A 19145-nucleotide genomic window follows, 5' to 3' on the forward strand; every position below is an offset into this window, starting at 1 on the left:
GCCACCTCAGGCAGCCAGCTTCGAGATGTCGGCCACGCGGTTCATCATGCGGTGCAGGATCGACAGCAGGGCCAGGCGGTTGTTGCGCAGGGCGGCATCCTCGGCCATCACCATCACGTCGTTGAAGAAGGCATCGACGTCGTCGCGCAGCTGCGCCAGCGTCTTGAGGGTGCCGGCGAAGTCGCCGCGCGCGAAGGCGGCATCGACGTCGGGCTGCACACGCTGCACGCTGGCGTACAGCGTCTTCTCGGCCGCGTCCTGCAGCAGGGCGGCGTCCACCGCGCCTGCTTGCGCGAGCGCTTCCTCGTTCTTTTTCAGGATGTTGGAGATGCGCTTGTTGGCGGCGGCCAGTGAGGCGCTTTCCGGCAGCGCGGCGAAGGCCTGCACCGCTTCCAGGCGCTGCACCACGTCGTCGACGCGGTCCGGGTTTTGCGCCAGCACCGCTTCCACCTCGTTCGGCGAAAAGCCGCGCTCGCGCAACAGGCCGCGCAGGCGGTCAAGCATGAAGACGGTGACTTCCTGGGTCGGGTCCTTGAAGCCGGCCTGGCCCGCGAACACGGCGGCGGCATCCGCCAGCAACTGCGAGATGCCCAGCGGCAGGCGCTTCTCGACCAGCATGCGCACCACGCCCAGCGCGTGGCGGCGCAGCGCGAACGGGTCCTTCTCGCCGGTCGGCTGCAGGCCGATCGACCAGATGCCGACCAGGGTCTCCAGCTTGTCGGCCAGCGCCGTCACCAGGCCGGTGTCGGTGGAGGGCAGGGCGTCGCCCGAGAAGCGCGGCTGGTAGTGCTCGGAGGCGGCCAGCGCCACCTGTTCCGGCTCGCCGTCGTTGCGGGCGTAATAGGTGCCCATGATGCCTTGCAGTTCCGGGAACTCGCCGACCATGTCGGTCAGCAGGTCGGCCTTGGCCAGGCGTGCGCCGCGCTCCGCCAGCTGGGTATCGTAGCCGAGGCGGGTGGCCAGCGCCGTCGCCAGGCGCGTCACGCGCTCGGTGCGTTCGAGCTGGGTGCCCAGCTTGTTGTGGTAGACCACGTTGGCCAGTTGCGGCAGGCGCGATGCCAGGGTCTTCTTCTTGTCCTGCTCGAAGAAGAACTTGGCGTCCGATAGGCGCGGACGCACCACGCGCTCGTTGCCGCCGACGATGGCGCTCGGGTCGTCGGTCGCCAGGTTGGAGACGATCAGGAAGCGCGAACGCAGCTTGCCGGCGGCGTCGGTCAGCGCGAAGTATTTCTGGTTGGTCTGCATGGTCAGGATCAGGCATTCCTGCGGCACCGCCAGGAAGGCATCCTCGAAGCGGCATTCGTAGACCACCGGCCATTCGACCAGCGCCGCGACTTCGTCCAGCAGCGCTTCCGGCATCAGCACCTGGTCGTCCCCGGCCTTGTCCAGCAGCTGGGCGCGGATCGATTCCTTGCGCGCCTCGGCCGTGGCGACCACCTTGCCGCGGCTTTCCAGCTGCTCGGCGTAGCTGTCGGCATGCTCGATGTCGAACGGCTGGCCGTCCGACAGGAAACGGTGGCCCAGGGTGGAACGGCCGGCGCTCAAGCCCAGCAGCGACAGCGGCACCACCTCGGCGCCGTGCAGCGCCAGCAGGGTATGCACCGGGCGCACGAACTGCACGGTCTCACCGCTTGGCCGCTGGTAGCTCATCACCTTCGGGATCGGCAGCTTGGCGACCGCTTCTTCCAGCACCGGCTGGAGGCCGTCCGCCAGGGTGCTGCCGGGGGCGGTGTGGGTGTAGAAGAAGCTCTCGGCCTTGCCGTCCTGGGCGCGTTCGAGGTCGGCCACCGCCAGGCCCGGGAAGCCGAGCGCGGCCAGCTTCTTGGCCAGCGGCGCGGTCGGGTTGCCGTCCTTGTCCAGGGCCACGGCCACCGGCAGCACCTTGTCGCGGATGGTTTTATCCGGCGAGGTGGCGCGCACGTGGGTGATGGCGACGGCCAGGCGGCGCGGGGTGGCGTAGGCGGTGACGACGCTGTCGGCGTCGAGGAAGTCGCGCGCCTTGAGGCCGTTGGCGATGCCGTTGGCAAAGGCGGCGCCCAGTTTCACGAGCGCCTTCGGCGGCAGTTCTTCGGTCTGCAGTTCGAGGAGGAGGGTCTGGTTCATGGTGTTGTTTTTTCTGTGCTGGACTCAACCGGCCTTGGTGTCGGCGGCGGCAATCGCGGCGGTCTTGGGCAGCATCGGGAAGCCGAGCTTTTCGCGCGAGTCGTGATAGGCCTGCGCCACCAGGCGCGACAGCGTGCGCACGCGGCCGATGTAGGCGGCGCGCTCGGTGACCGAAATCGCGCCGCGCGCGTCCAGCAGGTTGAAGCTGTGCGATGCCTTCATGATCTGCTCGTACGCCGGCAGCGTCAGTTCCAGCTCGATCAGGCGCTTGGCTTCGCTCTCGTGGTTGGCGAAGGCCTGGAACAGCAGCTCGGTGTTCGAGTGTTCGAAGTTGTAGGTCGATTGCTCGACCTCGTTCTGGTGGAACACGTCGCCGTAGGACAGGCGCTTGGTGACGCCATTCTCTTCCCACTCGGTCCACACCAGGTCGTACACGTTTTCCACGCCCTGCAGGTACATCGCCAGGCGCTCGATGCCGTAGGTGATCTCGCCCAGCACCGGCTTGCAATCGAGGCCGCCGACCTGCTGGAAGTAGGTGAACTGCGTCACTTCCATGCCGTTCAGCCAGACTTCCCAGCCCAGGCCCCAGGCGCCCAGCGTCGGGCTTTCCCAGTCGTCCTCGACGAAGCGCACGTCGTTCTTCTGGAGGTCCAGGCCGAGTGCGGCCAGCGAGCCGAGGTACAGGTCGAGGATGTTTTCCGGCGCGGGCTTCAGCACGACTTGGTACTGGTAGTAATGCTGCAGGCGGTTCGGATTCTCGCCATAGCGGCCATCCTTGGGACGGCGCGACGGCTGCACGTAGGCGGCGCGCCACGGCTCCGGGCCGATCGCGCGCAGGAAGGTGCCGGTGTGGAAGGTACCCGCGCCGACTTCCATGTCGTACGGCTGGAGCAGGGCGCAACCCTGCTTGTCCCAGTAGGTTTGCAGCGTCAGGATGATTTGTTGGAATGTGAGCATCTGGTAGGCTTCGCGCGCGCACGGGCGCGAACACGGTCGGTTTGCTAAAACACCAATTCTAGCGGGTTTTATGGGTATGCCGAAATGAATCGGGGTTTCACTGGTATATAAAATATTTTTCTTCGGCAACCAAGCGCTGGCGCCGCATCGCTGCGGATCAGGCCGCGGGCGTGGCGCGCGCGGCGGCGCGCCGCGCCCTGCCGCTGAACCAGGCGCCCAGCAGCGCCAGCGCGCTCAGGCCCAGGAACAGCAGGTTGCCGCACACGATGTACGGCGTGTTGCCGGCCATGCCCTGCACCTTGGCGGCCAGCACGCCCTGGCGGTAGAACGGAATGCTGTCCTGCACGTTGCCGCGCCCGTCGATGATGGCGGTGGCGCCGTTGTTGGTGGCGCGCAGCATCGGGCGCCCGGTTTCCAGCGAGCGCATGCGCGATATTTGCAGGTGCTGCGGGATCGCCACCGATTCGCCGTACCAGGCCAGGTTGGACACGTTCAGCAGCAGCGTGGCCGGATGCTGCGCCGCGCGCAGGTTGCGTGCGATCTCGTCGCCGAACACGTCTTCGTAGCAGACGTTGGGCAGCACGAACTGGTCCTTGACCGGGAACGGCGCCTGCACCGCCGCGCCGCGCGTGAAATCGCCGAGCGGGATCTGCATCAGGTTGGTGAACCAGCGGAACCCGATCGGGATGAATTCGCCGAACGGCACCAGGTGCTGCTTGTCGTAGCGGTAGGCCTGGCCCTGTGGGCCGATGCCGGCCACGCTGTTGGCATACACGGTGTCGCTATCGGCCAGCGGAATGCCGAACAAATAGTAACTGCCGGTGCGCGCGGCATAATCCCTGAAGGTGGCCAGGTAATCGGGCGGCAGCTGTTGCGGAAACACCGGCACCGCGGTTTCCGGCGCCGCGATCAGGTCGGCCGGCGCGCTGGTGAGCAGGCCGCGGTAGCGCACCAGGATATCGCTCAGGTGCGCGGCATTGAATTTTTCATCCTGCGCGATGTCGCCCTGCAGCAGGCGCACCGTGATCGGCTGGCCGGCCGGATGGGTCCATGCGATCTGCCTGAGTCCGAAACCCACGGCCAGCAGCATGCCGAACAAGGCCAGCGCCGGCCCGCGCTGGCGCTGGGTCAGCATCACCAGGCAGGAAGCGCACACGGCCACCAGCACGCCGATGCCGTACACGCCCAGGATCGGCGCGAAGCCGCCCAGCGGCGCGGTATTGTGCGCATAGCCGGAAGCGGCCCAGGGAAAGCCGGTGAATACCCAGCCGCGCATCCATTCCGACACGCCCCACAGCACCGGCAGCACCAGCAGCAGGAACGCCGGCACCGGCAGCGCCCAGCGCCTGCGCAGCCAGGCGCCGACCCCGGCGGCGAACGCGCCGAACAGGCCCATGTACAGGCCGAGCAGGGCGATCGCGATCGCGCCCAGCGCTGCCGGCAAGCCGCCGAAGCGGGTGATGGCGATGTACAGCCAGTGCATGCCGGCCACCGACCAGCCGAATCCGAACGCCCAGCCGAGCAGGGTGGCGCGGCGCGTCGAGCTGCCCATGCCGACCTGGTAGAACAGCCAGGCCAGCGCCACGAACTGCAGCGGCCACCAGCCGAAGGGCTCGAACGAGAACAGGCTGCTGGCGCCGGCCAGCACGGCCAGGGTCAGCGAAGCAAGACCGGGACGGGTGCCGCGCAGGGACGGATCGGGCGCGTTGGCGGCTTGGGTGCGGCGGCGCAGGATCAAGCGGGGTTCCTATTCATTCAAGGCGTTTATTTTCTTCATTAACACGTCGTCCCCGCGCAGGCGGGGACCCAAGCTGAGCCACTCTAGTCGACTCGGTATGGGTCCCCGCCTGCGCGGGGACGACGGTTTACAAGCTGGTACTATTTTTCATGCCAGCGGTACGATGCCGGCCGATGCCATCGCTTGATGGTGTTGCCGTCAATCGTGCTCGTCTTCGCTGACCGGGATTTTCTCGACCAGCAGCACGTGGATCTGGCGCGCATCGGCGCGCAGCACTTCGAAGCGCAGGTTGTCGAGGTCGAACACCTCGCCCTTGTGCGGCATGCGTCCCAGGTGGCTGGCCACCAGGCCGCCGATGGTGTCGGCGTCGTCCTCGGACAGGCTGGCGCCGACCTCTTCGTTGAACTGCTCGATCTCGGTCAGCGCCTTGACGCGCCAGCGCGGGCCGAGCTGGCCTTCCTTGATCGACAGGACATTGTCTTCTTCCTCGTCGAAATCGTATTCGTCCTCGATGTCGCCGACGATCTGTTCCAGCACGTCCTCGATCGTGATCAGGCCGGCCACGCCGCTGTATTCGTCGACCACGATCGCCATGTGGTTGTGGTTGGCGCGGAAATCGCGCAGCAGCACATTCAGGCGCTTCGATTCCGGAATGAAGATCGCCGGGCGCAGCATGGCGCGCACGTCGAACGATTCTTCCGCGTAGTAGCGCAGCAGATCCTTGGCCAGCAGGATGCCGACCACCTTGTCGCGCTGGCCGTCGATGGCGGGAAAGCGCGAGTGCGCGGTTTCCAGCACGACCGGCAGCCATTCCTCGATCGGCTTGGTGATGTCGATGACGTCCATCTGCGAGCGCGGCACCATGATGTCGCGTACCGACAGGTCGGAGACCTGGAACACGCCCTCGATCATGGACAGGGCATCGGCGTCGATGAGGTTGCGCTCGTGGGCGTCGTGCAGCACTTCGAGCAGCTCGGCGCGATTTTCGGGCTCGGGGGAGATCAGTGCGGTCAGCCGTTCGAACAGCGACCGGTGGGTTTTGCCGTCCGTGCGGACGTCAGCAGGGTGCTCGGGCATAGTTGGCGTAAAGCCGTTGTTGCGGAGGGTATAGGATACACCAAAAGGCAGATGCCAGTTTTTTACGCAGCCGCCGTGCGGGCCGGCTGCGTTTGGTGCAGGTCAGACGGGAGTATCGTTGTCGGCGTACGGGTCCGGGTAAGTCAGCACTTCCATGATGTCGCGTTCCAGCTGCTCCATCTCGTCGGCTTCCTCGTCGTGCTCGTGGTCGAAGCCCTGGGCGTGCAGCACGCCGTGCACCACCAGGTGCGCCGCGTGCTCCTCGACCGTCTTCTTTTGCTCGTCCGCCTCGCGCTGCAGCACGTCGGTGCACAGCACGATGTCGGCCTGGACCGGTTCGTCGTCGGCCAGTTCCTCGCCCTCGTTGTAGGCGAAGGTGAGCACGTTGGTGGCGTAATCCTTGCCGCGGTAGTCGCGGTTCAGGCTTTGTCCTTCGGCGGCGTCGACGAAGCGCACCGCCAGCTCGGCCGGGCCGAGCAGGGCGGCGCGCACCCAGCGCTCCACCATCGCCGGCGTCAGTTCGGCTTCCAGGCGCGCGTCCGGGTACTGGACGTCGAGTTCGAGCTTATGGTTTTTTTCTTGCATTGCGGTTCACCGAAGTGGTGGGCAGGGCGCCGATTTCCTGGATCGCGGCGGCCTTTTCGTAGGCGTCGACGATGCGCGCCACCATCGGGTGGCGCACCACGTCGGCGCTGGAAAAGTGGGTGAAGGAGATGCCGCGCACATCTTTTAAAACGTGCAGGGCGTCGACCAGGCCGCTGCGCTGGGTCTTGTGCAGGTCGACCTGGGTGACGTCGCCGGTGATCACGGCCTTGCTGCCGAAGCCGATACGCGTGAGCAGCATCTTCATCTGCTCGGCGGTCGTGTTCTGGGCTTCGTCCAGGATCACGAAGGCGTGGTTCAAGGTGCGCCCGCGCATGAAGGCCAGCGGAGCGATCTCGATCACCTGCTTCTCGAACAGCTTTTGCGTGCGGTCGAAGCCGAGCAGGTCGTACAGCGCATCGTACAGCGGGCGCAGGTAGGGGTCGACCTTTTGCGCGAAGTCGCCGGGCAGGAAGCCGAGGCGTTCGCCGGCTTCCACCGCCGGACGCGTCAGGATGATGCGCTTGACGGCGTCGCGCTCGAGCGCATCGACCGCGCAGGCCACGGCGAGATAGGTCTTGCCGGTGCCGGCCGGGCCGACGCCGAAGCTGATGTCGTGCTCGAGCACGGCCTTCAGGTACTGGATCTGGTGCGGGGTGCGCCCGCGCAGGTCGCTGCGGCGGGTCTTGAGCATCGGGCTGACCAGTTCCTCGTCGTCCTCGGTGCCGCCAGCCGCGTCGTCATCGGCGCCGGCATCTCCGTCGGCAGCGGTCTTGGCGCCCGCCTCGGGCGCGGCCGGCTTCCTGGCGCCGGCCGGCTCGCCGATCGCCGGTTTCAGGCCGGCGCGCTGTTCGACCAGCGCCAGCTGCACTTCCTCGATCGGCACGACCTTGTCGGCCACCGCATAGAAGCGCTCGAGCAGCTCGGTCGCGCGTTCGGCATTGGCCCCGCTGACGATGAATTTCTCGCCGCGGCGGAAGATGGTCACGTCGAGCGCGGACGAGATCTGGCGCAGGTTTTCGTCGAGCGGACCGCACAGATGGGCGAGCCGGGTGTTGTCGAGCGGCTCGGGAACGAAATACGAAGGCTGGGTGGGTGTCTGGGTTTTCAACTGGCTTTGGCAATCGTGTCTAGGCTGGCGACCAGGTCGCCACGCAGGGTGTAATCGAGGCTTTCGGTGATGCGCACGTCGACCAGCTGGCCGGTGAGCGTGTTGCCGAGTTCGCCGGGCGCGAAATTCACGACGCGGTTGTTCTCGGTGCGGCCCTGCAGCTCGGGCCGGCCATCCTCGGTCATGCCCTTCTTGGAAGGACCTTCGACGAGGATGCGCTGCACGGTGCCGACCATGGCGGCGCTGGTCTTGCGGGTGTTCGCATCGATCTGCGCCTGCAGGCGCTGCAGGCGCGCCAGTTTCACGTCGTGCGGGGTAGTGTCTTCCAGGTTGGCGGCCGGCGTGCCGGGGCGCTTGCTGAAGATGAAGCTGAAGCTGTTGTCGAAGCCGACGTCCTCGATCAGCTTCATCATCGCCTCGAAATCGGCGTCGGTCTCGCCCGGGAAGCCAACGATGAAGTCGGACGAGATCGCGATGTCGGGGCGCACCGCCTTGATGCGGCGGATGATCGACTTGTATTCGAGGCCGGTATAGCCGCGCTTCATCGCCTGCAGGATGCGGTCGGAACCGTGCTGTACCGGCAGGTACAGGTGGTTCACCAATTGCGGGATGCGCGCGTAGGCGTCGATCAGGCGCTGGGTGAATTCCTTCGGGTGGCTGGTCACGAAACGCAGGCGCTCGATGCCGGGGATCGCCGCCACGTACTCGAGCAGCAGGGCGAAATCGGCAATTTCGCCGCTTTCCATGGCGCCCCGGTAGGCATTCACGTTCTGGCCCAGCAGCATGATTTCCTTGACACCCTGGGCGGCCAGGCCGGCGACTTCGGTCAGCACGTCCTCGAATCGGCGCGAGACTTCCTCGCCGCGGGTATACGGCACCACGCAGTAGCTGCAGTACTTGCTGCAGCCTTCCATGATCGAGACATAGGCCACGGGCCCCTCGATCTTGGCCGGCGGCAGGTGGTCGAACTTTTCGATCTCCGGAAAGCTGATGTCGACCTGGGCGCTGCCGCTGACACGCCGCGCGGCGATCATCTGCGGCAGGCGGTGCAAGGTCTGCGGGCCGAACACCATGTCGACGTGCGGCGCACGCTTGACGATCGCCTCGCCCTCCTGCGAAGCGACGCAGCCGCCGACGCCGATGATCAGGCCCGGCTTGCTGCGCTTGAGTTCCTTCAGGCGGCCCAAATCCGAAAACACTTTTTCCTGCGCCTTTTCACGTACCGAACAGGTATTGAAAAGGATGACATCCGCATCGTCCGGCGTGTCGGTGCGCACCAGGCCGTCCGAGGCGCCGAGCACGTCCGCCATCTTGTCCGAGTCGTACTCGTTCATCTGGCAACCGAAAGTCTTGATGAATACTTTTTTCTGCATGGAATAATTTATTGCTTCTTGTACTGATGCTTTGACAAGGTGGAGGTGAGTTTACCGTAAATCGGCGCACACTGAAGACAGGCGTGCGTCAGGTTTTCATACCCGGCGGAATAATTGGTTTCTTTAAAAAAACACTTGATACAGTCGGTTACATTGTTAATTCTTGAATTTTCGTTTCCAACTGTTATCTTAAAACTTGCCGGCACGACTCGAAGGGAGTTTCCTCTTGTAAATCAAATAGTTCCTGCATGTCGGCAATTGCAAAATTTGTCCAAAAAAACTCTTGCGTGCGCCACAATCTGTCACCATGTGCTGAAATGACTATGTGACAAGCTTTCCGCACGTTAGCTTGATTTCGACCAATAAGATCTGTGCTCAGGTCGAGGGTGAAGACCCTGTATGAGTTTGATAATTTGTTCGAAATACAAGTGCGCGTGGGAAGTGAGTTTAGAGATTCAGAAACACCGATGCGAACGTCAAGGCATGCGCAGCAGGTTTTCGAAGTCTTACAAAGGAGCGCACACGGTCCCGGGAAGGTGTCGATGGCAAGGGCAGCACAATCTGCCGCAAACTCGACGAGATCCTTGGGAACTTATGTAGATGAAATGTAGTCCTTAACGATAGTTCGTAAAGGAACTATTCTAACCACTCACGAGGTAATCATGGCACATCATGCTTTGTCATCGCAGGAAAGCTACAACCCGAACCACTTGCTGGACATTTTGCTCGGCAAGATGCAATTGAAGAACGACGCGGCCCTGTCGCGTATGCTGGAAGTGGCTCCTCCGGTGATCAGCAAAATCCGTCACCATCGCCTGCCGGTCGGCGCATCGCTGCTGATCCGCATGCACGAAGTGACCGGCATGAGCATCCGCGACCTGCGCGACCTGATGGGCGACCGCCGCACCAAGTATCGCCTGTCGGATGCCCAAGGCCGCCCGAAGCCTGAAGAAAAAGCTGCTCAGCAAGCCGCTCAGCAAGCTCAGCAAGCCCAACCGCAAGGCCAGGACCAGCAAGGCAGCGAAACGTCGAAGTCCGGCAACTATGCGCACTGATGCCGCGGGCGTGACAGCGGTCCTGTCACGCCTTCGGCGAGACCCGGCAGCGGGTTCGTCTCCATCCGGAGCGGATCCGCGAGTGTCATCCGGCCTGCCTGCGGCTTGAGCCGCTTTTTTTGCGCCCCTCAAGCCGCCAAAATGGCCGACATTTCCTGATACTGCAATTCCATTTCGCGGAACAGATGCAGGTAAGCTTCCTCGTTCAATCCCATCGCATCCCAGGCAATGCCGGATAGCGTCGGCACACGCTCGTCGGGCTCGCCCGCCAGGTCGAGTGCATGCACGATGCCGTTCGCCACGTGCACGATCGCGGCCAGGAAGCCTGCGCCTGGCGACTCCGGGGCATGGTGGCAGGCGATCGCCTGGCACATCGTGTCCGAAAAATGCCAGTGGCGCGCCAGCGCCACGCCGGCGTCCACGTGATCCACGCCCAATACCGCGCGTTCCGCATCCAGCATGGCGCCATCGTGCTGCGCCCGGTACGCCAGCGCCGCGCCATAGGCTTGCGGGTGGCCGCTCACCAGTACCAGGCGTCCGATGTCATGCAGCAGGCCGGCGGTGAAGGCGACATCCTGGTTGAAGCGCAGGCGCCGCGCCAGCGCGCGCGCGCAGGCGGCGGTGGCGCAGGCATGGCGCCAGAAAGCCCGATCGCTGAAGCCGGGGCACAGGCCGCTGGGAAAGCAGCCGGTGACGGCGGCGGCCGTGATCAGGTTGCGCGTGGTCTGGAAGCCGAGGAAGGTAATCGCTTGCTGGATGGTCGTAACCTTGACCTGCAGCCCGAACGACGGCGAATTGGCCAGGCGCAGCGTCTTCGCGGTCAGCGCCTGATCGTACGATACCTTCTTTGCCAGCACCGTGATGTCGACGTTTTCCTGTTCGATATTGCTGAGCAGATCCATCACCACGACCGGCAGCGAAGGCAAATCATTGATGCCTTGCGCCAGTTGTTCTTGTGTGAGCTTCATGGGGCTACCTCGCGCTGCAGGCGGTAGTCTTCGACATAGCGCCGCAGCAAGCCGGTCGCCCAATCTTCATGGTCATCACGCACATTGCTGCGAAACAGGTGGTCGAGGCGCGTCTGGACGGCATTGCCGTCGGGCGCCGCAGCGGCGACGCTGCGCGCTACCGGCACGCTGTCGACGCCATGGCGTGCCAGCGCAGCCAGAGTGACGTCGCTCAAGCGCACGCCTTGCGCCAGCAGCACATTACCCTGCACATCGCGTACGGTATCCGACAAGACCATGCCTGGACGCGCATCGGCCAAACTTGTCAATTGATAATCCGCACTCATTATTTCCTCCTGTCAATTAGTGAAGTTTATCATTGGCTTTTGCTCGCCGTGTGATCGAACGCGTGAAGTGTTGTTTGCTGGATCGCCGGCATTTTGGTCGCTCTACAACAACGCTGTTCGATCTGTTGTATTCTCACCAGCCCTTGCGTCGGCACGGCAAGGCATCCGAATGAACAAAGCAGCAAGTCTGATTGAGGAAGCTTATGAAACTGTATTTCAGCCCGGGCGCATGCTCGCTGGCATCGCATATCGCCCTGCTCGAGGCAGGCCAGGAATTCGCGTTGGAGCGGGTCGATATCCGCAGCCACCAGACCGCCAGCGGCGGTGATTTTCTCGCGATTAATCCGAAAGGCTATATCCCGGCCCTGGAGATGAAGGACGGCGCCGTGCTGACCGAAGGCCCGGCCATCCTGCAGTTTGCAGCCGATCTGGCTTCCGACCGTCAACTGGCGCCAGCCAACGGCACGCTGGAACGCTACCGCCTGGTCGAATGGCTGAATTTCCTGTCCACCGAACTGCACAAGAGCTTCACGCCGCTGTTCCGCCCGAATGCCAGCGAGGATGCAAAAGATGCCGCGCGCAGCAACCTGAACAAGCGCCTGGCGTGGACCGCCGCCCAGTTGCAAGGCCGCGATTACCTGATGGGTTCGCAATTCACCGTGGCTGACGCCTATTTGTTCACCATCCTGGGCTGGGCCGGCTTCGTCCAGTTCGACCTGTCGCCGTGGCCGGTTCTGGCCGCCTATTCGCAGCGTGTGGCAGCCCGCCCGGCAGTGCAACAGGCGCTGCGCGCCGAAGGCCTGATCAACTGACGTTTTTGAAGGCGATGCAATGGACACGCGGGATGTTTTCTCGCAGACAGTACCGCGGTCCGTTGCCGGCGCAGGCAGCTTGCATGGCGGTTGCGTCGGCATTGCGCCACAGTAGCCAACGAGGCTACTGTAGATTGATATAAATAAAAGATGTGCACAGTGCGCCGCATGCCGGGGCGGCAAGGTAGGATGCCGCCATGACCAGCAAACGCTACATTGCCCTGCTCAGGGGTGTGAACGTCGGGCGAGCGAAACGCATTGCCATGGCGGACCTGCGCAAACTGATCGCCGATCTCGGCTACACCGATGTGAACAGTGTGCTCAACAGCGGCAACGTGGTGTTCAGCGGACCCGCCACGCCACACGCACAGCTGGCTGCCGCCATCGAGGAAGCGCTGGTATTCAAGCTGGGCGTGGGCGCGCCTGTCACGGTGCTCGACAGCGAGGAACTGGCCGCCATCGTCGCCGCCAATCCCTTGCTCGACCGTGCCGCCGACCATTCACGCCTGCTGATTTTCCTGCTTTCCAGCCTCGAGTCGCGCGAGGCCGTCGAAACGCTGTGCGGCCGCGACTGGCTGCCGGGCGCGGTGGCGCTCGGAGAGCGCGCCATCTATGTATGGTGTCCTGACGGCATTCTCGACAGTGCGGCGGCGGCGGCACTCGGCAAGGCGCTGGGCGACGCCACCACGGCGCGCAACTGGGCGACCCTGCTCAAGCTCCACGCCTTGTGCGCGGCCGCTGCGGCTGCAGCCACATCGGCCTGACCTTGCCGGGCGCAGGCGTCCGGCATACCCTCATTCGAACTTGTCGCTGCTGTCGCGCCGTGCCCGGTAGCCGATCAGGATCAGGCCCACCAGCATCATGGCCAGGACCTCCGGCTCGGGCAGCGCGGACATCGAGGCCGGCGGCGGCCCGATGACGTCGTGGCGCTGCGCCGTCGGCAGGTCCGCCACGCGAGCATGCGGCATCTGCGCATTGCCCAGGTCGATGACCGCCGCCTGCACGGCGCCGCTCAGCAGGAAGCCCAGTATTGCCGCAAGTGCATATCGATTCACGGTCCTTCCTTCCGAATACGTAGTGACTATACGGCAAGCGCGTTCGCTCATGGGGCGCAACCATGCAGGTACGTCATCGTCGTGGTCAAGGATAGCAAAAATGCGGCGCGCATTGCGCCGCCGAAGCGCAAAAAACGGCTTCTCCAGCGCCGGACGATTCACTGTTTTTAAATAAAACAAATGCAATAAGTTAATCGAAGGTCTATTGAGGAAAGACCAAAACATTCGAATATCGTTGCCATTTGTTTCATCGAATTATTCAATCAACAAAGGAATATGATGGCAGAGTAATCATCAATGTTGTGTTCAGAAATTTTTTCCTCGTACGGTATACACCTTCCTTTTTTTTGCGAGTATAGTCTCCATATCCCTATTGCCTTAGGGCATCAAAATAGTGTCGAACGTTCACGTTCGAGCATGGTTCCAGGGATGCCGATTCCCGCGCCGAGTATGACCCTGGCGCATCGCCGTAAGTTCCACATTGCCTCTTTCCACGTCCCGCGCGACGGTGAAGGGCAACGCAAGACCAGCGCCGTATCCGCACACTTTGTCTCAGTAGAGTATCGATATGCCCGACTTTGCCCGACTTCAAATTGCTTTCAAGAATGTTTATGTCCGCGTCTTGACCGCCATGCTGCTTGGCATCGTGACGGGCTGGGCGATTTATGCGGCAGACGTTCCACAGGATACTGCGCCAGTCGTGCATTCCCAGAACATTTCGGAAATTACCCAATTGGCGGGTCAAAAGGAGCGCTTGGATTACCTGATGGTGGCCAAGCCCTTGTCGGATTCGCCACGCTACATCTATAAATTCAAGGATGCGCCGCAATTGCACGTGGTGAAAGTGCCGAGTACCTCGCATCTGTCGCTGGAACGCGAAGTCCTGCTGAAAAACGCTATTCCATATTCGATCGCCAAGGACGATTACCTGAGCACCCACAAGGCCGTGATGCAGGACGAGAAAGAAGGCTTCGGCACCGAGGTGCTGAGTTTCTTCAAGCGCCACGCGCTCGACCTCACCGTGCTGGCGCTGATCCTGTACGTCATGAAATTCGGCATCCCCGGTATGAACGGCGGCGCCCAGCTGATCGCCCCGGACAAGTTGAAAGGCAGCATGGACGACCTGATCGGCATGGAAGACATCAAGCAGGAAGTGCTGCACCTGGAAGACATGATCCGCAACCGCGACTTGTACCAGGAACACAATATCGACAAGCCGTTCAACGTCATGCTGACCGGCCCGGCCGGCACCGGCAAGACCAAGCTGGTCGGCTACCTGGCCAAGCGCCTGAACATCCCGCTGATCCAGGCATCCGGCTCGGCGCTGGAATCCGGCTACGTCGGCGGCGGTTCCAAGGCGCTCAGCGCGCTGCACCGCAAGGCTTGCGCCAAGGGCAAGTGCATCATCTTCCTCGATGAAGCGCAGAGCCTGTTCATGCCGCGCGGCCGCAGCGACAAGAAATGGGAAGACGATACCGCGAACACCTTGCTCGGCTTGCTGGACGGCGTCAAGAGCGACAAGGGGCAGGGGGTGATCTGGGTGGTGGCCTCGAATTTCGACGACGCCTCCACCGAGATGGACGAAGCGATGCTGCGCCGCTTCTCGGTGAAGATCAATTTCCGCCTGCCGAACAAGGCCGAGCGTCGTGAATTGCTGAAGAGCTTCCTGTCGCGCAAGAAGGAAGGCTTGGTCGACTGGAACGACATGGACCTGAACCAGGTCGCGGAGATCACCCAGAACCTCAGCCCGGCGCTGCTGGAAACCGTGGTCGAGCGCGCATCGATGCTCTCGATCCAGGAAAAGGCGATCATCAATACCGACCTGCTGTTCCGCGCCTTCGAGCGCGCCACCATCGGCCTGACCGACCGCGCCACCACCGCGGAAAAGCACAAGCAGCGCGAGCGCATCGCGGTGCACGAACTGGGCCACTTCTTCATGCAGATCGACCCCTACCTGCGCGCCGGCATGAGCCTGGCCGAGGTCAAGGACAAGTCGCACCTGCTGAAGATCAGCACCGAGGCGGTGTCGAAGATCGGCGCGCTGGGCTACGTGCTGCAGTCCGGCGACGACATGTCGCTGCGCACGCTGGAAGAGCTGGAGCGCGACGTGATCGGCCTGTATGGCGGCGTGGCGGCGGAAGAACTGTTCTACGGCGCGCGCGGCATCTCGGTGGGCAGCCAGAACGACATCGAAAAGATCACCAAGATGCTGAACCTGATGGTCAGCCGCCTGTCGATGTATTCGCGCGCCAAGCTCGATTACAGCCAGCTGCAGAACGACGCCAGCGGCGAGCACACGCTGCGCCAGGTCGAAGAGAAATCGGACGAGCTGTACAGCTATACCTTGGGCGCGATCCGCGATTACCGCGACGTGATCGTCGCCATCAAGGACACGCTGCTGGACCAGTACGTGCTGTCCAAGGATGCCGTGTTCGCGCTGCTGGAAGAGCACCGCGACGCGCTGCAGGCCGGCCTGGCCGGCCAGCGCCACGCCAGCCTCAAGTTGTGCGCGGAAGAGGCGGTGGCGTAAATAGTCTTCATGGGTTAGTGATGGTTCCTGAAATCCGCTGCCAAGCACGGATTCAGGATTGACACGGCGGACAGCGATGTCCGCCGTTTTTTTTGATGGATGCGCTTACCGGATCAATGCGCCGCCACCGCCGGCGCCGCCGCCAGCCCGTCCAGCACATGCCGCGTCATGCTGCGCGCCAGTTCGTACTCGCCGACCAGCACCGTGCCGCCGGTCTCTTCGCGCAGCAGGCGCGCCTCTTCCTCGTTGTGGGTGCGCACCACGCACTGGATGGCCGGATTGAGCGCCTTGGCGGTCTCGATCATGGCGCGCACGTGGAAGGTGTCCGGCGTGGCGATCACCAGCATCGAGGCGCGCGCGATGTGGGCCTGGATCAGCACCGCCGGTTCGGCCGCGTTGCCGGCCACCGCCGGCTGGTCGCGCCGGCGCAGTTCCTCGACCATGTCGCGGTTCTGCTCGGCCACCACGAAGTGGATGCCCTGGCGCGTGAGTTCTTCGGCGATGCGGCGGCCGACGCGGCCGTAGCCGACCAGCACCACCTGGCCGGTCAGGCGCTCGTGCGTGACCGTGGCCGGCAGTTCGGCCAGCGGGTCGGGCGAGCGCTCCATGCTGCGTGCGCGTTCGGACTTCGCGCGCAGCCATTCCTGCAGCGGCTCGGCCAGCTTGAACATCAGCGGATTGACCGCGATCGAGACGATGGCGCCGGCCAGGATCAGGTTCTGTCCCAGTTCCGGCAGCAGGCCCAGCGACATGCCCAGCGCGGCCAGGATGAACGAGAATTCGCCGATCTGCGCCAGGCTGGCCGACACGGTGATCGCCGTATTCAGCGGGTAGCGCAGTGCCAGCACCAGCGCGAAGGCGGCCAGCGATTTGCCGACCAGGATGATGGCGACCACGCCCAGCACCTGCAGTGGGTGGTCGACCAGCACGCGCGGGTCGAACAGCATGCCGACCGAGACGAAGAACAGGACCGAGAACGCGTCGCGCAGCGGCAGCGTTTCCTCGGCGGCGCGGTGGCTCAGTTCCGATTCGCGCAGCACCATGCCGGCGAAAAAGGCGCCCAGCGCGAACGACACGCCGAACAGGTGCGAGGAACCGAAGGCGATGCCGACCGCGGCCGCGATCACGGCCAGCGTGAACAGTTCGCGCGAGCCGGTCTTGGCCACGCGCCACAGGAACCACGGGAACAGCTTGCGTCCGACCACCAGCATGAAGGCGATGAAGGCGCCCACCTGCAGGAGCGTGGTGCCGAGCGCCATCCAGATCGAGCCTTCGACCTCGGTCTTGCCGCCCAGCGGGCCGGCCAGCGCCGGCAGCAGCACCAGCACCAGCACCGTCACCAGGTCCTCGACCACCAGCCAGCCGACCGCGATGCGGCCGTTGAAGGAATCGAGCTGGCCGCGGTCTTCCAGCGCGCGCAGCAGCACCACCGTGCTGGCCACCGACAGCGCCAGGCCGAACACCAGTCCCGCGCCCAGGCTCCAGCCCCACAACTGGGTCAGGCCGATGCCGAGCAGGGTCGCCACCGCGATCTGCAGGATCGCGCCGGGCAGCGCAATGCCCTTCACCTCGAGCAGGTCGTTCATCGAGAAATGCAGGCCGACGCCGAACATCAGCAGCATGACGCCGATCTCGGCCAGTTGCGAGGCCAGCGCCACGTCGGCCACGAAGCCGGGCGTGGCAGGACCGATGATGACGCCGGCGGCGAGGTAGCCGACCAGGGCCGGCAGCCGCATCTTTACGGCCAGCATGCCGAAGACGAGGCCGAGGCCGAGGGCGGCGGCGATGGTGGTGATCAGACTGATGTTGTGGTGCATGCGTGGGGGGCCTCCTTGTGATTAACCGGACAAGTATAAGGCAAGGGAGTGGCGTATTTACCATTTTTATCAAAAATGGCGGCGGATCGCTGTCTTTTCTACTGCGAACGAAGCAAATGCAGGAAGATTCCAATGCGATCGGCATCCTGCGCCGGGCTGCGGCGCGCCGATCTCGGCTGCGCTCCTATACGATGGCGCATGCGTAGGGCACAGCACCTGCGCCGCCCAGGACAGGAGAACGACGCAAACATGAGTGGACACACCAGCAGTGCAATGGACAGCACCGACAAACAGCGCAAGACGCAGGACAAGATGGCCGACCTGCGCCGCTCGAAACGCCTGGCCCTGTCCTTCTTCATCGGCGCCGCAGTCCTGTTCGTGCTGGCACTCGCGCTGTCGGTGGCCTGGCCGGGGCACTGGTCGATCGGCCTGCTGAAGGCCTTCGCCGAAGCCGCCATGGTCGGCGCGCTGGCCGACTGGTTCGCGGTGGCGGCGCTGTTCAAGCGCATTCCGATCCCGATCGTGTCGCGCCATACCGAGATCATCCCGGCCAACAAGGAGCGCATCGCCGACAACCTGGCCGCCTTCGTACACGACAAGTTCCTCGACACCGATTCGATCATCAAGCTGATCCAGCGCCACGACCCGGCGCGCCACGTGGCCGACTGGCTGGTGAAGCCGGAAAACACCGAGCGCCTGGGCGGCTACCTGGTGCGCATGGCCGGCTGGGCGCTCGACTTCATCGAGGACGCCGCGGTGCAGAACTTCATCCGCCGCGCCGTGCACACGATGGTCGGGCAGGTCGACCTGTCGAAAGCCGGCGGCACCATCCTGGAAAGCCTGACGCGCGACGGCCGCCACCAGGCCCTGCTCGACGAAGGCTTGCGCCAGCTGGCGGGGCTGCTGGCCAACGAAGAAACGCAGGACGTGATCGCCCAGGGCATCGTAGACTGGCTGCGCGAGGAATACGCGGTGATGGAGCGCATGCTGCCGTCCGAGATGATCGGCCGCAAGGGCGCCGACCTCACGGTGCGGCTGGCGTCCAGCATCCTCAACCGCGTCAGCGAAGACCCGGAGCACCCGCTGCGCCAGCGCTTCGACGCCTTCACGGTCGACTTCGTCGAGCGGCTCAAGAGCGATCCCGCCTTCCTGGAAAAGGGAGAGGAGATCAAGCGCCACCTGGTCGGCGACGCCACTCTGAACGGCTATCTCGGCTCGCTGTGGACCGACCTGAAGGCGTGGGTCAAGCGCGACCTCGACAGCGAGGATTCCATGCTGCGCCGGCGCATCGTCGCCACCGGCGCCTGGGTCGGGCGCACCCTGGCCGACGATCCGCAGTTGCGCGCCTCGCTGAACGAAAACCTGGAACTGGCGGCGCGCGGCGCCGCGCCCGAATTCGCCGGTTTCCTGACGCGCCACATCGCCGACACCGTCAAGCACTGGGACAGCGGCGAGATGTCGCAACAGGTCGAACTCAACATCGGCAAGGACCTGCAGTACATCCGCATCAACGGCACCATCGTGGGCGGCCTGATCGGGGTGGTGCTGTACCTGCTGTCGACGCTGCCGGCGCTGCTGGGCTGGCACGCCGCGCCCGGCATGTGACGTGCATGCAAGCCGGCGCGCGCCGGCGCCACTGCC

At 63.9% G+C, this 19145-nt stretch carries 16 protein-coding genes; 5 read left to right on the forward strand and 11 right to left on the reverse strand.

Annotated features, from left to right (window positions below; genetic code table 11):
* Positions 1–6 precede the first annotated feature (6 nt).
* From glyS to miaB, 7 genes are all read right to left on the reverse strand, one after another.
* Positions 7–2103 (reverse strand): glycine--tRNA ligase subunit beta, encoded by a 2097-nt coding sequence (glyS, locus tag HH212_RS11810; protein WP_170202652.1) that lies wholly within the window; start codon positions 2101–2103, stop codon positions 7–9.
* 24 nt (positions 2104–2127) lie between these two features.
* Positions 2128–3060: a glycine--tRNA ligase subunit alpha gene (gene glyQ, locus HH212_RS11815; RefSeq protein ID WP_170202653.1), complete on the reverse strand. Its 933-nt coding sequence runs from the start codon at positions 3058–3060 to the stop codon at positions 2128–2130.
* Positions 3061–3217: 157 nt separating this feature from the next.
* Entirely contained in the window at positions 3218–4798 is a 1581-nt protein-coding gene (lnt, locus tag HH212_RS11820) for an apolipoprotein N-acyltransferase (protein WP_229217683.1), read from the reverse strand.
* Positions 4799–4996: 198 nt separating this feature from the next.
* Positions 4997–5875: a CorC family transporter gene (locus tag HH212_RS11825; RefSeq protein WP_170202654.1), complete on the reverse strand. Its 879-nt coding sequence runs from the start codon at positions 5873–5875 to the stop codon at positions 4997–4999.
* Positions 5876–5977: 102 nt separating this feature from the next.
* Positions 5978–6460 carry an rRNA maturation RNase YbeY gene (gene ybeY / locus HH212_RS11830; protein WP_170202655.1) on the reverse strand — a complete coding sequence of 161 codons (483 nt, stop codon included), beginning with the start codon at positions 6458–6460 and terminating at the stop codon, positions 5978–5980.
* A complete protein-coding gene (locus HH212_RS11835) occupies positions 6441–7568 on the reverse strand; it encodes a PhoH family protein (RefSeq protein ID WP_170202656.1) in 1128 nt (375 codons plus the stop codon). The genes ybeY and HH212_RS11835 overlap by 20 nt, the downstream gene beginning before the upstream one ends.
* The gene (gene miaB / locus HH212_RS11840) at positions 7565–8941 is read right to left on the reverse strand and encodes a tRNA (N6-isopentenyl adenosine(37)-C2)-methylthiotransferase MiaB (protein ID WP_170202657.1); all 1377 of its coding nucleotides are present in this window, start codon (positions 8939–8941) and stop codon (positions 7565–7567) included. The genes HH212_RS11835 and miaB overlap by 4 nt, the downstream gene beginning before the upstream one ends.
* Positions 8942–9603: 662 nt before the next feature.
* Between miaB and HH212_RS11845 the strand changes: the two genes are divergently transcribed.
* On the forward strand, positions 9604–9996 hold the full coding sequence (locus HH212_RS11845) for a hypothetical protein (protein ID WP_170202658.1): 393 nt from the start codon (positions 9604–9606) through the stop codon (positions 9994–9996).
* A 128-nt stretch (positions 9997–10124) separates the two neighbouring features.
* On the opposite strand, the gene HH212_RS11850 is transcribed toward HH212_RS11845, so the two are convergent.
* Together HH212_RS11850 and HH212_RS11855 are read right to left on the reverse strand one after the other, a co-directional pair.
* Complete coding sequence (locus HH212_RS11850; protein WP_170202659.1) at positions 10125–10964, reverse strand: HDOD domain-containing protein; 840 nt, start codon at positions 10962–10964, stop codon at positions 10125–10127.
* The gene (locus HH212_RS11855; protein WP_170202660.1) at positions 10961–11290 is read right to left on the reverse strand and encodes a hypothetical protein; all 330 of its coding nucleotides are present in this window, start codon (positions 11288–11290) and stop codon (positions 10961–10963) included. The genes HH212_RS11850 and HH212_RS11855 overlap by 4 nt, the downstream gene beginning before the upstream one ends.
* 203 nt (positions 11291–11493) lie before the next feature.
* Here HH212_RS11855 and gstA point away from each other — a divergent pair, with 203 nt between their 5' ends.
* Entirely contained in the window at positions 11494–12102 is a 609-nt protein-coding gene (gene gstA, locus HH212_RS11860; RefSeq protein ID WP_170202661.1) for a glutathione transferase GstA, read from the forward strand.
* A 197-nt stretch (positions 12103–12299) separates the two neighbouring features.
* Positions 12300–12866, forward strand: a complete 567-nt coding sequence (locus HH212_RS11865) for a DUF1697 domain-containing protein (RefSeq protein ID WP_170202662.1) — start codon at positions 12300–12302, stop codon at positions 12864–12866.
* Between the two features lie 30 nt (positions 12867–12896).
* Here HH212_RS11865 and HH212_RS11870 read toward each other — a convergent pair whose 3' ends face one another.
* Entirely contained in the window at positions 12897–13157 is a 261-nt protein-coding gene (locus HH212_RS11870; protein ID WP_170202663.1) for a hypothetical protein, read from the reverse strand.
* Positions 13158–13725: 568 nt separating this feature from the next.
* Between HH212_RS11870 and HH212_RS11875 the strand changes: the two genes are divergently transcribed.
* Entirely contained in the window at positions 13726–15687 is a 1962-nt protein-coding gene (locus HH212_RS11875) for an AAA family ATPase (RefSeq protein ID WP_170202664.1), read from the forward strand.
* Between the two features lie 113 nt (positions 15688–15800).
* Here the strand turns inward: HH212_RS11875 and HH212_RS11880 are convergent, their stop codons facing one another.
* Positions 15801–17504, reverse strand: coding sequence for a cation:proton antiporter domain-containing protein (locus HH212_RS11880; RefSeq protein ID WP_170202665.1), 1704 nt, complete (start codon positions 17502–17504; stop codon positions 15801–15803).
* 249 nt (positions 17505–17753) lie between these two features.
* On the opposite strand from HH212_RS11880, the gene HH212_RS11885 reads away from it, so the two are divergent.
* A complete protein-coding gene (locus HH212_RS11885) occupies positions 17754–19109 on the forward strand; it encodes a DUF445 domain-containing protein (protein ID WP_229217684.1) in 1356 nt (451 codons plus the stop codon).
* Positions 19110–19145: the final 36 nt, after the last annotated feature.

This window comes from Massilia forsythiae, assembly GCF_012849555.1.
GTDB lineage: Bacteria > Pseudomonadota > Gammaproteobacteria > Burkholderiales > Burkholderiaceae_D > Telluria > Telluria forsythiae.

Excerpts from the sequence above, each read along its gene's own strand:
- glyS (WP_170202652.1), bottom strand. The coding sequence starts at position 2,103 with ATGAACCAGACCCTCCTCCTCGAACTGCAGACCGAAGAACTGCCGCCG.
- glyQ (WP_170202653.1), bottom strand. The coding sequence starts at position 3,060 with ATGCTCACATTCCAACAAATCATCCTGACGCTGCAAACCTACTGGGAC.
- HH212_RS11825 (WP_170202654.1), bottom strand. The coding sequence starts at position 5,875 with ATGCCCGAGCACCCTGCTGACGTCCGCACGGACGGCAAAACCCACCGG.
- ybeY (WP_170202655.1), bottom strand. The coding sequence starts at position 6,460 with ATGCAAGAAAAAAACCATAAGCTCGAACTCGACGTCCAGTACCCGGAC.
- miaB (WP_170202657.1), bottom strand. The coding sequence starts at position 8,941 with ATGCAGAAAAAAGTATTCATCAAGACTTTCGGTTGCCAGATGAACGAG.
- HH212_RS11845 (WP_170202658.1), top strand. The coding sequence starts at position 9,604 with ATGGCACATCATGCTTTGTCATCGCAGGAAAGCTACAACCCGAACCAC.
- HH212_RS11850 (WP_170202659.1), bottom strand. The coding sequence starts at position 10,964 with ATGAAGCTCACACAAGAACAACTGGCGCAAGGCATCAATGATTTGCCT.
- HH212_RS11855 (WP_170202660.1), bottom strand. The coding sequence starts at position 11,290 with ATGAGTGCGGATTATCAATTGACAAGTTTGGCCGATGCGCGTCCAGGC.
- gstA (WP_170202661.1), top strand. The coding sequence starts at position 11,494 with ATGAAACTGTATTTCAGCCCGGGCGCATGCTCGCTGGCATCGCATATC.
- HH212_RS11865 (WP_170202662.1), top strand. The coding sequence starts at position 12,300 with ATGACCAGCAAACGCTACATTGCCCTGCTCAGGGGTGTGAACGTCGGG.
- HH212_RS11875 (WP_170202664.1), top strand. The coding sequence starts at position 13,726 with ATGCCCGACTTTGCCCGACTTCAAATTGCTTTCAAGAATGTTTATGTC.
- HH212_RS11880 (WP_170202665.1), bottom strand. The coding sequence starts at position 17,504 with ATGCACCACAACATCAGTCTGATCACCACCATCGCCGCCGCCCTCGGC.
- HH212_RS11885 (WP_229217684.1), top strand. The coding sequence starts at position 17,754 with ATGAGTGGACACACCAGCAGTGCAATGGACAGCACCGACAAACAGCGC.